Origin of the sequence: Plantibacter sp. Mn2098 (genome assembly GCF_049319745.1) — a bacterium.
Lineage (GTDB): Bacteria > Actinomycetota > Actinomycetes > Actinomycetales > Microbacteriaceae > Plantibacter.
Genome location: NZ_JBMOUH010000001.1, coordinates 308,863 through 324,340 on the forward strand (window position 1 = coordinate 308,863; position 15,478 = coordinate 324,340).

The 15,478-nt window shown below is 69.2% G+C and carries 11 protein-coding genes; 6 read left to right on the plus strand and 5 right to left on the minus strand.

Annotation, left to right across the window (positions count from 1 at the left end; genetic code table 11):
• Positions 1-174 precede the first annotated feature (174 nt).
• The 3 genes from ACL9RL_RS01380 to ACL9RL_RS01390 all read right to left on the minus strand — a co-directional run bounded on the left by ACL9RL_RS01380 (position 175) and on the right by ACL9RL_RS01390 (position 3,308).
• Complete coding sequence (locus ACL9RL_RS01380; protein ID WP_422778418.1) at positions 175-1,197, minus strand: hypothetical protein; 1,023 nt, start codon at positions 1,195-1,197, stop codon at positions 175-177.
• A complete protein-coding gene (locus tag ACL9RL_RS01385) occupies positions 1,194-1,802 on the minus strand; it encodes a low molecular weight phosphatase family protein (protein WP_422778419.1) in 609 nt (202 codons plus the stop codon). Before ACL9RL_RS01385 ends, ACL9RL_RS01380 begins: the two co-directional genes overlap by 4 nt.
• Before the next feature lie 120 nt (positions 1,803-1,922).
• A complete protein-coding gene (locus tag ACL9RL_RS01390; protein ID WP_422778420.1) occupies positions 1,923-3,308 on the minus strand; it encodes a polysaccharide biosynthesis tyrosine autokinase in 1,386 nt (461 codons plus the stop codon).
• A gap of 129 nt (positions 3,309-3,437) precedes the next feature.
• On the opposite strand from ACL9RL_RS01390, the gene ACL9RL_RS01395 reads away from it, so the two are divergent.
• The 6 genes from ACL9RL_RS01395 (at position 3,438) to recR (ending at position 11,976) form a co-directional block, all read left to right on the plus strand.
• Positions 3,438-4,199, plus strand: a complete 762-nt coding sequence (locus tag ACL9RL_RS01395) for a lysostaphin resistance A-like protein (RefSeq protein WP_422778421.1) — start codon at positions 3,438-3,440, stop codon at positions 4,197-4,199.
• Positions 4,200-4,491: 292 nt separating this feature from the next.
• Positions 4,492-6,240, plus strand: a complete 1,749-nt coding sequence (locus tag ACL9RL_RS01400; protein ID WP_422778422.1) for a DUF4012 domain-containing protein — start codon at positions 4,492-4,494, stop codon at positions 6,238-6,240.
• Positions 6,241-6,343: 103 nt separating this feature from the next.
• Positions 6,344-6,904: a sortase gene (locus ACL9RL_RS01405; RefSeq protein WP_422778423.1), complete on the plus strand. Its 561-nt coding sequence runs from the start codon at positions 6,344-6,346 to the stop codon at positions 6,902-6,904.
• Positions 6,905-7,225: 321 nt separating this feature from the next.
• Positions 7,226-8,665, plus strand: coding sequence for a phytoene desaturase family protein (locus ACL9RL_RS01410; protein ID WP_422778424.1), 1,440 nt, complete (start codon positions 7,226-7,228; stop codon positions 8,663-8,665).
• A 171-nt stretch (positions 8,666-8,836) separates the two neighbouring features.
• On the plus strand, positions 8,837-11,368 hold the full coding sequence (locus ACL9RL_RS01415; protein WP_422778425.1) for a DNA polymerase III subunit gamma and tau: 2,532 nt from the start codon (positions 8,837-8,839) through the stop codon (positions 11,366-11,368).
• Positions 11,369-11,376: 8 nt separating this feature from the next.
• Positions 11,377-11,976 carry a recombination mediator RecR gene (recR, locus tag ACL9RL_RS01420; protein WP_422778426.1) on the plus strand — a complete coding sequence of 200 codons (600 nt, stop codon included), beginning with the start codon at positions 11,377-11,379 and terminating at the stop codon, positions 11,974-11,976.
• A 213-nt stretch (positions 11,977-12,189) separates the two neighbouring features.
• On the opposite strand, the gene ACL9RL_RS01425 is transcribed toward recR, so the two are convergent.
• Positions 12,190-13,959, minus strand: coding sequence for a dihydroxy-acid dehydratase (locus tag ACL9RL_RS01425; RefSeq protein WP_422778427.1), 1,770 nt, complete (start codon positions 13,957-13,959; stop codon positions 12,190-12,192).
• Complete coding sequence (locus ACL9RL_RS01430) at positions 13,956-15,347, minus strand: hypothetical protein (protein WP_422778428.1); 1,392 nt, start codon at positions 15,345-15,347, stop codon at positions 13,956-13,958. The genes ACL9RL_RS01425 and ACL9RL_RS01430 overlap by 4 nt, the downstream gene beginning before the upstream one ends.
• Positions 15,348-15,478 lie beyond the last annotated feature (131 nt).

The window sequence follows — 15,478 nt, forward strand, 5'->3', positions numbered from 1 at the left end:
AGCGCAAGTCATTGCTGAAGCGTGTGACCTGCGAATGGGGGTGTTTGCTCAATATAGCCCCACGATCTGTCAAGGGATGTCCTCCATATGGCGGTAATTTCCCAGTAGGCGGCGTGTGACGCCCAAAATGGGTAAATCTTACGCACCTTATGAAGGTGACTTGATGATGAGTGCTTAGATCCAGGTATTTCCGGAATTCAGAGACCTTACTACAGCGTCCCCGGACCACACCCACAGGGAAGCTCCTGAACCGGCAAGGGCGATTGCGCCATCGGCCCCCGCGGTCGCGGCACAACCGAGTGTCGCCGGAACCGTCGTGGCGGTCGGCGTTGCATCGAGCTCCTGCACGCTCACGCCCGTGCAGCCGGGGGAGCCGATGATCGCGAGGCGGGTGGCGTCAGCGCCAGCGGCTCCCGCAGCCGCCGCACGCACACCGCTCAGCGGTGTTGTGCTCCAGGTGGACGTCGATGAGTTCCACGTGTGCAGCCCGTCGGCGCACACGACGGTCGGGCCGGTCGAGGTCGTGACGAGCTGCTGCATGGCGTCGCACGCAGGTGGCACGGTGGCGCCGTTGATGAGGGCGGACACCGAAGCGCCGGCCGCATCGGCTTGCAGATAGCTCGCGCCGGCGAGCGCGTTCGCGTCCACCGCCCAGAAGTCGCCACTCGTGTAGGACACGAAGGCGCCCGGCGTGCACGCGGCGTCGGTGGCCCCGACGATGCGGACGTCGGTCGCGTTCGTGGCGGTGAGCGCGTAGACGGCGCGAACGTCGAAGGTGCCGGTGGTCAACGGCTGCCACGTCGCTCCAGCATCGACGCTGCGTTCGATGAGCGCTCGCGTTCCGGTGCAGCTCCCCGCCGTGGCCCGCCACAGTGTCGAGGCGTCACCGGCGACCAGGAACCGGGCGGCGCTGGGCTGTGCCGCCGCCGCGGGCGGTGTGGACGACGGCGTGGGGCTCGGAGTGGGCGACGGCGTGTCGAATTCTGCGCCGAACCCGGACGGCGTCCTGGGGGTCTCGGTCGTCGGCGTGGGCTTCACCGATTGGAGCGCGAGGGCGATCAGCACGACGTCGATCGCGACGAACAGACCGATTCCGACGATCGCGAGGATCTGCCGCTGGCGCGAACCGAAGAACCGCTCGCGGGTCGACTGCTGGGCGCGCGACCGAGACCTCGACCGTCCTCGACGAGTGCTCACCGTGCCGCTCCAGCCTGGTCGGTCGAACCCGGCCTGGCCGAAGCGATGATGCGCGCCGCGATCACGTCGACGAGCCCGGCGATCCGTTCACCCACCCGGTCGTACACCTCGGCTTCTCGGCGGTAGGGGTCTTCGATGTCATCGACCGTCGGATCCTCCGGCGGTGCGGCGGCGCCTCGCTCGGCGGCAGCCTCGTCGACGAGATCCCAGGGGCTCGCAACCGTGTCGAGATCCGCCGCCACACCGTCGAGCAGCCTGGCGAACTGCGCGATCGTGAACGTGTACCTCGATGCGCGGGGGAGCGCTCGGGCGACATCGCCGCGGTGGCCTCTGGTCGCCGTCAGCACGAGGTCGGCCTCGCGCAGGACCGACGCGTCGAGGGCCCGCGGCAGATGCCCAACCGGATCACCGCCGTACCGGATCGATTGGGCGACGACTTCGGGCGGCATCGCGAGCCCCTGTCCAGGGTCGACGCCGGCGCTCGTCACAACCGCCGGGACGCCGGCGGCGTCGAGGCGGGCGCGCAAGAGCTGCTCCGCGAGCGGTGAACGGCACACGTTTCCGGTGCAGACGATAACGATGGTGAACGGCGACTGCTCGCGCACGGCCAGCTCCTCGGGGTCGGAAAAACAACTCGTTCGGGATGATCACCGTCGCGAAAGCACGGTGACGAGTTCAGGGGTTCCGGACCGGGCCAGTCCGTGGAAACCGACGTCGGGTGTCGGTCAGGCTTTGTCTTCGGCGTAGCTGTAGCCGTAGCCGGCGCCATATCCGTAGCGAGCATAGCCGTACGCGTCAGGTCCCTTGGTCGGAACCATCGTCATCACGAGACCGGCGACGGAGGCGTTGACGTGGGCGAGGCTCTCGATCGCTCCCTTGAGCTGATTCTTGTGCGTACGCCCTGCGGCCACGACGAGCAGCGCGCCGCCGGTGTGTCGCGCTAGGAGCGCGGCGTCCGTGACGGGCAGGAGCGGGGGAGCGTCGAGCAGCACGTAGTCGAACTCGCGCTCGAGGCCCGTGATGAGCTGCTGCATGATCGCGGAGCCGAGCAGTTCGCTCGGGTTCGGCGGCACGGCGCCGGCCGGGAGGATCGACAGGCGACCGCGGCCCCAGGACTGGATCGTGTCCTCGAGCGTCGCCCGACGGATGAGCACATCGCTCAGGCCGACCGCGCCCTCGATGTCGAAGTACGAGGCGAGCTTCGGACGGCGGAGGTCCGCGTCGATGAGGAGCACCCGGTGCCCGGCGTCGGTGAGCGCGATCGCGAGGTTCGACGCAGTGGTCGACTTGCCCTCGCTCTGGATCGACGAGGTCACGACGTAGCTGCGCGGCTGATCGGTGACATCGAGGAACTGCAGGTTCGTGCGGAGGCTCCGGAACGATTCCGACCTGGGGCTGCGCGGGTCGGCCTGCACGATGAGCGGCCGCTGCTGCGCCTTCGGGTCGAAGGCGATGCCGCCCATGATCGGCAGGCCCGTGACCTGCTCGACGTCGCGCTCGTTGCGGATGCGGGTGTCGAGCGTTTCACGGAGCACCGCGAAGGCGATGCCGATGACGAGACCGACGAGCAAGCCGAGGGCGAGGTTCAGGGGAACGTTCGGGCTCACCGGCTTGACCGGGACGCTCGCCTCTTGCACGCGTGTGAGTTTGACCGGGCTGGCATCGCCCTTTTCCGGGGTCTCGATGTTGGATACAACGCCGGTCAGGCTCTCGGCCGTCGCGTTTGCGATGTCGGCGGCGCGCACGGGGTCGGGATCCGTTGCGATGATCTCGATCAGAGTCGTGTCGAGGGGAGCCGAAGCCGTGACCTGCTTTGACAGTTGGTCCGTTGTGAGATTCAGTCCGAGCTTGGCCGCGACGGGCAACAGCACGATGGGCGTGTTCACGAGGTCTGCGTAGGTCTTCACCCGTTGCTGCGTGAACGTGCTGCCCTGCGCCAGCTCCTGTACGTTGTCGCTCGATTGGATCGAGACGAACACCTTGGCTGATGAGCTGTAGACGGGCGTCGACAGCAGCGAGTATGTTGCAGCCGCACCGACGCCGACAAGCGTCAGCGCAACGATCAGGATCCAGTATTTCCGAAGGACTCGGAGGTAGTCACGAAGCTCCACGTGGCGGCTTCCCATCGAAGTGTTTTGGTGTGCCCCAGATGAGGCACTGTGGAACATGGTGCCACAGCATCGTGAAAGTGGTTCATCGGTGGAGTACACGGACGAAACCGATGCCGTAGCTTTGCTCCCGTGAACGAGGCGAGCGATCCGCAGACGAAACGACCAGTGATCTGGCTCCTGGCTGCGGCCGTCGGGGTCGTCCTCGCCGCTGTGCTCGTTGGGCTCGTCGATGCCGGCGCCGCGCGAGGCGCCGTGCCGTTGCTGCCCGTCGTCGGGTATCTCGCGGTCTGGATTCCGCTGCTCGCCGTCATCGTCCTGGCGGTCTGGCGCTTCGGTTCCGGGTCGCTTCGGCGGGATCTCGGATTCGGTTTCCGGCCCCTCGACCTGTTCTGGGGATTGGTCGTTGGGCTGCTCGCGCGCTGCGTCGCCGTGCTCATCGAAGTGATCGTGAACGGGCGCGTGCTGAGTGTCGGCGGTCCGGTCGTCGTGTCCGACGGCGGGCCGAGCGGCGTGTGGACGATGCTCGCGCCGCTCGTGTGGACGACGATCGCGAGTGTCGCCATCGCGCCGGTGATCGAAGAGCTGTTCTTCCGCGGCGTGGTGCTGCGGGGGACCGCCGGTGTGCTTGTGGTGCGAGGCGTGTCGGCACGCACCGTGCGGATCGCCGCCGTCGGCGTCGCTGGCCTCGCGTTCGCGCTGGTGCACCTGATCGGGGCCGGTTCGCCGGCCGAAGCGATCACGGTCGGCTGCTCCACGCTGGTGCTCGGGCTCGGTGTCGGTGCGCTCGCCGCGGCCACCGGACGACTCGGCGGAGCGATCATCGCGCACATCGTGTTCAACGGATCCGTGTTCGTCGTGGTCTGGATCTCCGCGCTGAAACCGGTCGGCTGACCGCTGTCGGTTGGCATCGGTCGATCGGTGCGCGCGCGGGAGGCGGCCCGGTCGCCGTGGTTGAATAGCGCCCATGCCGACCCCAGCAACCGACGAGCCCCCCGTCGAACCGTCGACAGGCGCTCCGTCGTCGACCGGTGACGAGTCGTCTTCAGACTCGCCCGCCTCCCGTGTTTCGTCGTCGCGTTCGTCGTCCTCTCGCTCGTCGTCGTCGCGTTCGTCCTCGTCGTCTCGCTCGTCCTCGTCGAAGTCGCGTCGCGGCCGCCGCGCGAGGCGTCGCAAGCGGATCATCGTGTGGAGCGTCGTCGGTGTGCTCGCGATCCTGGTGGCCGCGACGGCCTGGGTCGGCATCCGCGCGGTCCTCGCCAAGGGCGAGCTGGAGCAGGCCGTGCCACTGGCCAAGGCCGTCAAGACCCAGGTGGTCGGCGGTGATCTCGCCGCAGCGGACCGCTCTGCAGCCGGCCTCCGCACCCACGCCGCAGCCGCCGCATCGCTCACGGGCGACCCGGTCTGGCGTGTGTTCGAGCTGGTCCCGTTCGTCCGCCCCAATCTCGTGGCCGTGCGCGGCATCGCCGCATCGACCGACCAGATCGCGACCGGTGCGGTCACCCCGCTCGTGCATCTCGCCGGGAAGCTGACGCCGGCGCAGTTCAAGCCCGTCGGCGGCGTCATCGACGTCCAGCCCCTCATCGACGCGCAGCCGGAGATCCGCGTCGCGGACGACGTGCTCGAAAGCGCCAACAGTCGCCTCAAAGAGCTCGACACGGCGCAGACCCTCGGTGTGGTCGCGCACGCGGTCGAGCAGATGCGGCCCGTGGTCGCCGAGGCATCGGCGACCGTGGATGCTGCCCGTCGCGCGGCGGACCTCCTGCCGATCATGCTCGGCGCCGATGGTCCCCGGAACTACCTCGTGCTCTTCCAGAACAACGCCGAACCCCGTGCCACCGGCGGCAACCCGGGCGCCGTCGCGCTCATCGGGACCGACAAGGGCAAGGTCTCGATGCTGCAGCAGGCGTCGACATCGGACTTCAAGGAATTCCCCGAACCGGTGCTGCCGCTGCCGCTCGAGACGCGCGGCATCTACGGCGACATCACCGGGAAATACCTGCAGGACGTCAACCTCACGCCCCGGTTCCCGCTGAGTGCAGAGCTCGCCCGCGAGATGTGGCACCAGCGCTTCGGCACCGAGGTCAACGGCGTCCTGTCGATCGACCCCGTCGCACTCGGGTACCTCCTCGGCGCGACCGGACCGGTCACACTCGAGGACGGCACGGTGCTGAACGCCGACAACGCCGTATCCACGCTCCTGAGCGACGTCTACGCGCGATTCCCCGACCCCGCAGCGCAGAACGTCTACTTCGCCGCGGCCGCCGAAGCCGTGTTCAACCGGGTGGCGTCCGGTGATTTCAAGCCGGAGGCGCTGCTCGCGGCGCTGACGAAGGCCGGCTCGGAGCATCGCGTCCTGGTGTGGAGCGCCGACATCGCCGAACAAGGCTTGCTGGGCGGCACGACCCTCACAGGCGACCTCCCCGCGAGCAACGCGGACGCCACCCGATTCGGCGTCTACGTCAACGACGCGACCGGCAGCAAGATGGGTTACTACCTCCACGCTGACTACTCGATCGGGCAGCAGCAATGCCGCGAGGACGGCCGTCCGCTCATCGGTCTGAACGTCACATTGCGCAATACAGCCCCGGCCGATGCGGCGCAGTCCTTGAGCACATACGTCACGGGAGGCGGCACCTACGGAGTCACCCCCGGAGACATCCGCGTGACCGTCAGCGTGTACGCGCCGCAGGGGTCGATCTACCAGAGCGCGACGCGAGATGGCGCGCCTCTCGCCCCGCAGACGGCATCGGATGGGGGGTACCCCGTCACCCATTTCGAGGTGGAGATTAAACCAGGGCAAACTACGCAGATCGACATCGCAACCCTTGGAAATCCGCATGGATCAGAGGTTCTCGGCGTCGATTCAACACCAGGAGTTCACACGAGCGAAACAAAACCGGTGGAAATTCGCTGTGACTACCCCCTAAAGTGAGTGACACATCCGCTCACCTCAGGCGGAACGGCGGGCTCCGAACGGCCCATGCATTACTACAGCTTTTGGGGATCCTCTTATGTTGAAAAAAATTCTGGCTGTCTTGGCGCTTGTCGTCGCCGGCCTCTTCATCGCTCCACTCACCGCGAACGCCGCCGGCTACGTGCCGGCCGGAAACGTCTCCGTCGGCGGTGCACCGGTTCCCGGTGGCACCACGTCGGTCGGCTTCGCGGACGGCTCCTTCACCCCGGGCGAGACGGTGTCCTTCACTGTCACCGGTTCAGGAACCGCCACGCTGGCCGTCTTCAAGGCAGCCTCCGTCTCCATCACGAAGAGCGCTACAGGTGGCGGCTCCGTCTCGGTGAGCGTGACGCTCCCCGCTGACGCGACCGGCACCTACACGCTCACCGCAACCGGTCAGACCTCCGGCAACGTCGGAACGGCGAGCCTCTCGGTCACCCCGGCCGACGGTGGTTCCGGCAACGGCTCGGGCGGATCCGGCAGCGCCGGTGGTGCAGCCGGTTCCGGCAGCGGCCTCGCCGACACCGGTTTCGCTACCCCCGTCATTGTGATCTGGGCTGCCGTCGGTGCTGTTGCACTCGGTATCGCGCTCGTCGCCGTCCTGCTGCTGGTCCGCCGCCAGCGTGGATCGACGATCGCCTGATCATTCCCTGATCAGCTGCTCGTTCGAAGCGGCCCCGACCTCGCGGTCGGGGCCGCTTTGTCGTGTCGCCCATCCGCCCCGTCTCTGCCCGCGAACTGTCACTCGTGGCGGTTCCCAGCCCGCCAGACCAGCCACGACCGACAGCTCGCGAGCTGTCACTTGTGGCGGTTTCCAGCTCGTCAGAGCAGCCACTACTGACAGCTCGCGAGCTGTCAGTTGTGGCGGTTTTCAGGCCGTCAGAGCAGCCACGACTGACAGTTCGCGGGCAGCGGGCTGGCGGGTCGGGCGGGGCGGATGCGAGCGTGCGGATAGGGTGGGGACGTGGTCGATGCCGTGGTCGTGGGAAGTGGTCCGAACGGCCTTGCTGCTGCCGTGACACTGGCGCGAGCCGGACTCGACGTCGAGGTGCACGAGGCCGCAGACACGATCGGCGGCGGCATCCGGACCCTGGAACTCACGGAGCCGGGGTTCCTGCACGACGTGTGTTCCGCCATCCATCCGATGGTGCTCACCTCACCGTTCTTCCGCGCTTGGCACGCCCTCGAACGCGTCGACTACGTCACCCCCGTCGCCTCGTACGCGCACCCGCAGGATCGAGGTCGGGCCGGCATTGCGTATCGCGACCTCGATCGCACCGTGGCATCGCTCGGGGTCGACGGCGCCCACTGGGACCGTCTGTTCCGGCCGCTCGTCGACAGCATCGACGCGATCTCAGACTTCACGTTCACCCCCATGCTCCCGGTCCCGAAGCGACTCTTCGAAGCGATCCCGTTCGGCCTGCGTTCCCTCCTGACCGCATCGCCGGCCTGGGTCTCACGCTTCTCCGGAACGGTCGCGCCGGGCATGCTCGCCGGCGTGATGGCGCACACGATCACGCGTCTTCCCGGGCTCCCCGCTGCGGCGGCCGGCCTCGTCCTCGCCACCACTGCACACGCCGGCGGGTGGCCGATGCCGGTCGGCGGGGCGCAATCGTTGGCCGATGCGATGGTCCGTGATCTCGAAGCGCACGGCGGACGTGTGGTGACGGGGCATCGGGTCGAATCGCTCGGGGAGCTCCCCATCGCGGCCGCCGTGCTGTTCGACACGTCTCCCCGGGATCTGGTGCGCGCGGTCGGGACCCGATTGCCTGATCGGTACGCGGAGACGCTGCGTCGGTTCCGATACGGGAACGCCGTGTTCAAGGTCGATTTCGCGGTCTCGGCACCCGTGCCGTGGACGAACGACGAACTGCTCCAGGCGCCGACCGTGCATCTCGGCGGCACGGCTGCGGAGGTCGCCTTCGCCGAGAACGAGGTCGTCGCGGGGCGTCATGCCGAGCGGCCGTACGTGCTGCTCGCGCAGCCGTCGGTGTTCGATGCGTCGCGCGCGCCGGCCGGCAAGCACACCGTGTGGGCGTACTGCCACGTGCCGAAGGGGTCGACCGTCGACATGTCGGAGGCGATCATCGCGCAGATCGAGCGGTTCGCTCCCGGATTCCGGGACACGATCATCGCGTCCGCCAGTCGGTCGGCGGCGGAGGTGGAACGCGAGAACCCGAACGACATCGGCGGCGACATCTCGGGTGGCGAGCCGTCCCTGGCGCAGATGCTGCGGCGTCCCGTCATCGGCCCGGACCCCTGGCGCACACCGGCCGCCGGCATCTACCTGTGCTCGAGCTCCGCGGCCCCCGGCATGGGCGTCCACGGCATGCCGGGCTTCCACGCCGCCCGGTCGGCGCTCGAGCACACCTTCCGGTTGCCGGTCCCGTCGCTCGCGCCCTAGTCGCGGCACAGTCGCGTCGTCGCGCTCGCGGGCGCCCCGCATCCGCTCACCGATTTCCCGCGAGGCGAGGCGTATCGTCGTTCCGCGCGCGTCGGAGTGACGAAGTGCCTCCCCTCGCGGAGAATCCAGGGGCCGGAGGTGCGTGTCGGAGGGGACGGCTACCATTGAGTCGTGGTCACAGCTCTGTATCGCCGGTATCGGCCCGAGACGTTCGCCGAGATGATCGGTCAGTCGCAGGTGACCGATCCCCTCATGACGGCGCTGCGCACCAATCGCGTCAATCACGCGTACCTCTTCAGCGGCCCTCGCGGCTGCGGCAAGACGACGTCCGCACGCATCCTGGCGCGCTGCCTCAACTGTGCTGAGGGCCCGACGGACACGCCATGCGGTGTGTGCGACAGCTGTGTAGACCTGTCCCGCGACGGCGCCGGATCGCTCGACGTCGTCGAGATCGACGCCGCCAGCCACAACGGTGTCGATGACGCCCGCGACCTCCGGGAACGCGCCATCTTCGCGCCAGCCCGCGACCGCTACAAGATCTTCATCCTCGACGAGGCGCACATGGTCACGCCGCAGGGCTTCAACGCGCTGCTGAAGATCGTGGAGGAGCCGCCGGAGCACGTGAAGTTCATCTTCGCGACCACGGAGCCGGACAAGGTCATCGGCACCATCCGGTCACGGACGCACCACTATCCCTTCCGCCTCATCCCGCCGGCACAGATGCTCGACTACGTCCAGCAGCTCTGCACGAGCGAGAGCGTCACGGTCGAGGCTGGCGTCCTGCCGCTCGTTGTGCGCGCAGGCGGCGGTTCGGCGCGTGACACGCTGTCGCTGCTCGATCAGCTGATGGCGGGTTCGGAGGGCGACTCCGTCGACTACGAGCGGGCCGTCGCACTCCTCGGCTACACCCACACGGCACTGCTCGACGAGGTGATCGACGCCCTCGCGGCCCGCGATTCCTCGGCGGCCTTCGGCACGGTCGATCGCGTCATCCAGACCGGCCAGGACCCGCGCCGCTTCGTCGACGACCTCCTCGAACGCCTCCGTGACCTCATCGTCGTCGCCGCCACCGGGGAGAACGCCGCTGCCGTGCTGCGCGGGCTCCCGCAGGACGAGCTGGACAAGATGCTCGGCCAGGCGCGCGCGTTCGGCATCGCGGAGCTCTCCAGGACCGCCGATGTCGTCAACGCGGCACTCACGCAGATGACGGGTGCGACGTCCCCGCGTCTGCACCTGGAGCTCATGATGGCGCGGATCCTCGTGCCGGGCGCAGACGACTCCGCGCGGGGCGCGTTGGTCAGGGTCGAGCGGCTGGAGCGTCGCATCGGTGTCGATGGGGGAGTGCCGGTCGCACACGCACCTGCTGCTTCTGCGCCTGCTGCTGCGTCATCCGCGCCGACTTCGTCGCCTGCCGTATCACCCCCGGTCCCTGAGCCTGTCGAAGGGCAAGCAGCGCAAGCATCGGCCGCCGCCGCTCCGGTCCCTGAGCGTGTCGAAGGGCACGCCCCCACAACCCCACCTGCCTCGGAGCCGGTCCGCGCCCCGCGCGTCGGCCCCGTCACGCTCCAGCTCGTGAAGGATGCGTGGCCTGAGGTCGTCGCGAAGGTCGAGAAGGCCGATCGCAAGGCGTGGATGGTCGTCATCAACACACAGCCCGTCGGGTTCACCGAGGACGAGGTGCTGACCCTCACGTTCGCGAGCACCCGCGACGTCAACGACTTCAAGGCCCGTCACGCGCCGGGCACCGGTGTCGCGGAGGTGCTGCGCACCGCGGTCTTCGATGTCCTCGGCGTGCGGGTGAAGTACATCGCCAAGGTCGCGGGCGGCGATGACGGCCCCTCCGGCCCGAGCGGCTCCTCCGGACCATCCGGACCATCCGGGCCGTCCGGTCCCGGCGGGTCCTCCGCGCCCGTCGCCCCGGCTCCGGCTGTCCCGCAGGCGTCGGCTCCGGTCGCGCCCGTCGCTCCGGTCGCCGAGGCACCTGCTTCAGCCATCGCTACCGCGCCGGCCGCGACGCCGAACGCCTCCGAATCCGCGCCGACGCAATCGTCCGTTCAGGCGCCGCCGGTGGCCCAGGCTCCCGCATCGGCTCCGGTCGTTGCTCCCGCCACTGCTCCGTCCGCTGCGTCGACCCGTCCGGCCGCATCGGCACCGGCGGCCCAAGCTCCGCAGCGCAATGCGGCTCCCACACGCACCGCTCCGGCATCGGCCCCCGCGCCGGCGCGAGGACCGAGCAACGCCGACGCGCTCGGTTCCCGCACGGTCACCTGGGACGTCGTCCCGATCCCGGCCTCTGAGCCGTCGGACGACGACGCGCCACCCCCGGACGACGAGCCGCCGTACCCGGACCCCGTGTTCGAACCATCCGCAGGCCCCGCCCAGCGCGCGCCCCAGGGAGCAGCGCAGGCGCCAGCCACCGCACCGACGAACGACGGATGGGCTCCCTCCGGCCCGGCAGAGCCGCAGCTCGCATCGTCCTCGGCTGCAGCGGCAGGGACCACCCAGCAGGCGGATGCGGCGCAGTCGTCGGCAGCCCCAGCCCCAGCGCCAACCCAGCCGCCGCGCCGCGCGCCGGTCGCGCCATCGGCATCTCACCCCGCGGGCGACAACCGGTACGGCGAGAGCGTCGTCCGGGAACTCCTCGGGGCCACCTTCATCGAGGAGCAGCCGCACCAGCCGCGCACCCGACCAACTGAGCGGTAGACACCACCATGTACGAAGGCATCGTCCAAGACCTGATCGACGAATTCGGCCGGCTCCCCGGCATCGGACCGAAGTCCGCGCAACGAATTGCGTTCCATATCCTGCAGACGGAGACGTTCGACGTGTCCAAGCTCGCGGAGCTGTTGAGCGTGGTTCGCGAGAAGGTCCGGTTCTGTGAGATCTGCGGCAACATCACCGAGGAGAACCTCTGCGTGGTGTGCCGCGATCCGCGCCGGAACGCGACGCTGATCTGTGTCGTCGAGGAGCCGAAGGACGTCGTCGCGATCGAGCGGACCCGCGAATTCCGGGGGCTGTACCACGTCCTCGGTGGCGCGATCAGCCCGATCGACGGCGTCGGTCCTGACGATCTCCGCATCCGCCAGCTGATGCAGCGGCTCGCCGACGGGACGGTGCAGGAGGTCATCATCGCGACCGACCCGAACCTGGAGGGCGAGGCGACGGCGACGTACCTCAGCCGCCTGCTCATCACCCTCGAGATCCGCGTGACCCGTCTCGCATCCGGGCTGCCCGTCGGTGGCGACCTCGAGTACGCCGACGAGGTCACCCTCGGTCGCGCCTTCGAGGGCCGCACCGTCGTCCACGGCTGACCCCACGGTCGGGTGCGTCCGCACTCTGCACTCGTTCACAACTCAGGACGGGCCCCGGCGTGTTGCGACCCTTCGACGCGTCTTGGGGCGACACGCCGAGGGCTCTCCTGAATTGCGAACGGGTCAGGGACGAACGAGTCGGGGACGAACGGGTCAGGGACGAACGGGTCAGGGACGAACGGGTCGGGGATGGACGGGTCAGGGACGGACGGGTCAGGAACGACCGACGACGGGATCGATGCGACGCCGATGTGCCGGGGTCGGCGCCGTCAGGAAGTCGAGGTCGGCGCCCCGGTCGGCCTGCTCCACATGACGCTGGTAGAGCATCGGCCACCCGCGCACGTGCTCTGACACGGGCGGCGTCCACTCGGCGCGGCGTCGTTCGAGCTCTTCCGGCGACACCTCCAGGTCCAGGATCCCGGCCTCCACGTCGACGCTGATCATGTCGCCATCACGCACGAGCGCGATCGGCCCGCCGACGGCGCCCTCCGGTGAGACGTGCAGGAACACGGTCCCGAAGCTCGTCCCGCTCATCCGCGCATCGCTGATCCGCACCATGTCGGTCACGCCCTGCTCCAGGAGTCGGCGCGGGATCGGGATCATGCCCCACTCCGGCATGCCGGGCACACCGACCGGCCCGCACCCGCTCAGCACCAGGATGTGGTCGGCCGTGACGTCGAGGTCGAGGTCCTGCGTGCGCTCCCGCATCTCCTCGTAGCCGTGGAACACGAGCGCGGGGCCACGATGCTTCCACAACCGAGGATCGGACGCCGCAGCTTTCAACACGGCGGTCCCCGGAGCGAGCGTTCCCGACACTGCGCGGATCGCCGGCCCCGCGACGACGGGGTCGGAGACCTCACGGATCGCCCTCGTGCGTTCGTTGTCCGCGAGCGGGGCGCGGGCGGCAGCCGACAGCGGACGCCCGGTGCAGGTGAGCGGTTCGCCTTCGATGACCTCGCCCAGCTCGAACACGAGCGATGGGACGCCGCCGGCCCGATCGAGCTCGCGCATGAGCCCGCTGCCGCACGGCTGCACATCGGCGATGACCGGCACCTCGGCTCCGGCAGCCTGGACCTCGGCCGGCCCGAACTCGATCCCGGCCCGCCCGGCGATCGCCGCCAGGTGGATGACCGCGTTGGTGGATCCGCCGACCGACTGCAGGATGCGTGCCGCGTTCCGGAACGACGCCGGCGACAGGATCCGAGACGGTGTGAGGCCCTCATCGATCATCCCGACGATGCGCTTGCCCGTCTCGTAGGAGAGGTCCCGGCTGGGGCCCTGCCCGGCCTGCACGGTCGACGCGCCAGGCAGGGTGAAGCCGAGCGCTTCGACCACCATCGCCATCGACGATGCGGTGCCTGCGGTGTTGCAGGAGCCGGTTCCGCAGGCGTAGCACGCCTCGAACCGGCGCCATTCTGCGTTGTCGATCTCGCCGCTGCGATAGCGGTCCATCTCGCGCCAGAGGTCGGTCCCCGTGCCGAGTTCCCGCCCGTCGAAGATCGGTGCAGGCCGGTTGCCGCCGACGATCTGGATGGTCGGCAGATCGGAGCTGATCGCACCCATCAGCGCACCGGGAGTCGTCTTGTCGCAGTTGGTGAGGAGGACGACTCCGTCGATCGGATTGGCGCGCAGCAACTCCTCGACCTCCATCGAGAGGAGATTGCGGTAGAGCATCGCGCTCGGCTTCATGAGGTCTTCGCCGAGCGACATCGCCGGCATGACCATCGCTGTCCCGCCGGCTTCCGAAACGCCGCGGCGGACGTGCTCCGCGAGCTCGCGGAGCGGCAGGTTGCACGGGTTCGCATCGCTGGACGTGTCGATGACGGCGACGATGGGACGCCGCTGACCCTGCTCGATCTCACCGCCGCCCATCCGCACGGCGACGCGGTGCGCGAGCGCGACCTCGTCGTCGCCGTCGAACCAGGCGCTCGATCGCAGCCCGGTGGACGCCGCGGCTCCGTTCGCATCGTCCACGTCGGTCACAGGGAATCCTCTCCGGCCGGGACGAACCCGAGGTCGATGACGGCCTCGCCGGCCGCCGCGATGAGTCGCTCCAGGGAGCCGGCTTCCAGCACCGTCTGCCACGCCTGATACCGGTCTTCTCGGTAGGCGTGCTCCGGCGGCAGGTAGACCCAGCCCGGCCCGTTCGTGAGGTTCATCACCACAATGGTGGCGGATGGGAAGCGCGCCCGCAGACTCGACTGCAGCGCCGAGTACGCCTCACCGGGGTGCGCCACGAAGACGGCATCGCCGAAACGCCAGGCCCACAGCGGATGCACCGGCCGATCCATGTCGGTGTAGGTGCGGCGCAGCCTCGTCGCGCGCCGCAGCCGTTCGGCCCGACTCCGCGGATCGATGTCCGCCCACTCGCGTTCCAGCTCCTCGATCGGTGGAAGCGATTTCACGGCGACCGGCACCTCGCGGTGGATCAGTCCGCTCGTGCGGTCCCAGGTGGTCGGCGTCGGATCCCAGATCGCGAGCGGGGCGCCGGACTGGATGACGTCGTCGAGGACGAGCGCCGTGCCGGGCTGCGGCATCGTGAGCAGGACCCCGAGCACCGCGTGGCCGAGCGATGCGCCGTGCCGGTCCGCGAGATCGAGCTCGCCGCTGTACTGCTGGCGGGGCCCGAGTTCGCCGCTGGCTCCCTGCAGGAACAGGCACGGTGCATCGGTCGCGGCCTCGACGACGGCTCGCATCGGACCGACGTAATCGGGGGAGAGGTGGCTGTTGGCGTACCCGAGGGTGGTGGGGTGGCACGCGTAGTTCACGATGGTGGCCAGCACGGTGCCGTCGGCGCGGCTCGCCCGGCCGACCACGAGGGTCTGGTCAGGCGCCTGTTCCGGGTCGAAGCCGAGGAGCGCCTGGCCGTCGTGGAGCAGATCACGCACGGCCGCGAGGGTGTGGGTGCCGGTGCTCCACACGAGGTCGGCGTCCTGCAGATCGGCGATGGCCCGGACGGCCGCGTCGGCTGCGGCGTCCGCGAGGGCGTCGAGGTAGCCGGGGACGAATCCGCCGCCCGGCAGGTCCGCGTCCTCGCGGCAGATCGAGGGCCCTGCGTGGGTGTGGGTGAGGTGCAGCAGGACCCGATCCGATGCGAGGCCCGTCGCCGCGAGGACGGCCCCGCGCACCTGCCGCTCGTCCTCCATCGTGCGCCACCAGCCGAGATCGGCCGTGATGACGAGGGAGACATCCGGCACAGCATCGCCCGACCCCGCGGAATCGCTTGCCCCCGCGGAATCGCTTGCCCCCGCGGAATCGCTTGTCCCTGCGGACTCACGTGCCCCCGCTGCATCCAGCGCCAGCACGGTCAGCGTGAGCGCATCGTGCACGCCCGTGCTGAGGTCGGCGTCGCCGTAGCCCCAGTTGCGCATGCGGATCCCGACGGGCGCGGTTATGTCGCTTCTGGCCACGCCGAGGCGCCCGGTCCAACCGGGGAGTGCGTAGCGGGGCGGGGATGCGGGTTGCTGGGGAGACGTCGTCGGCACAGTCAGAGACTAAACAG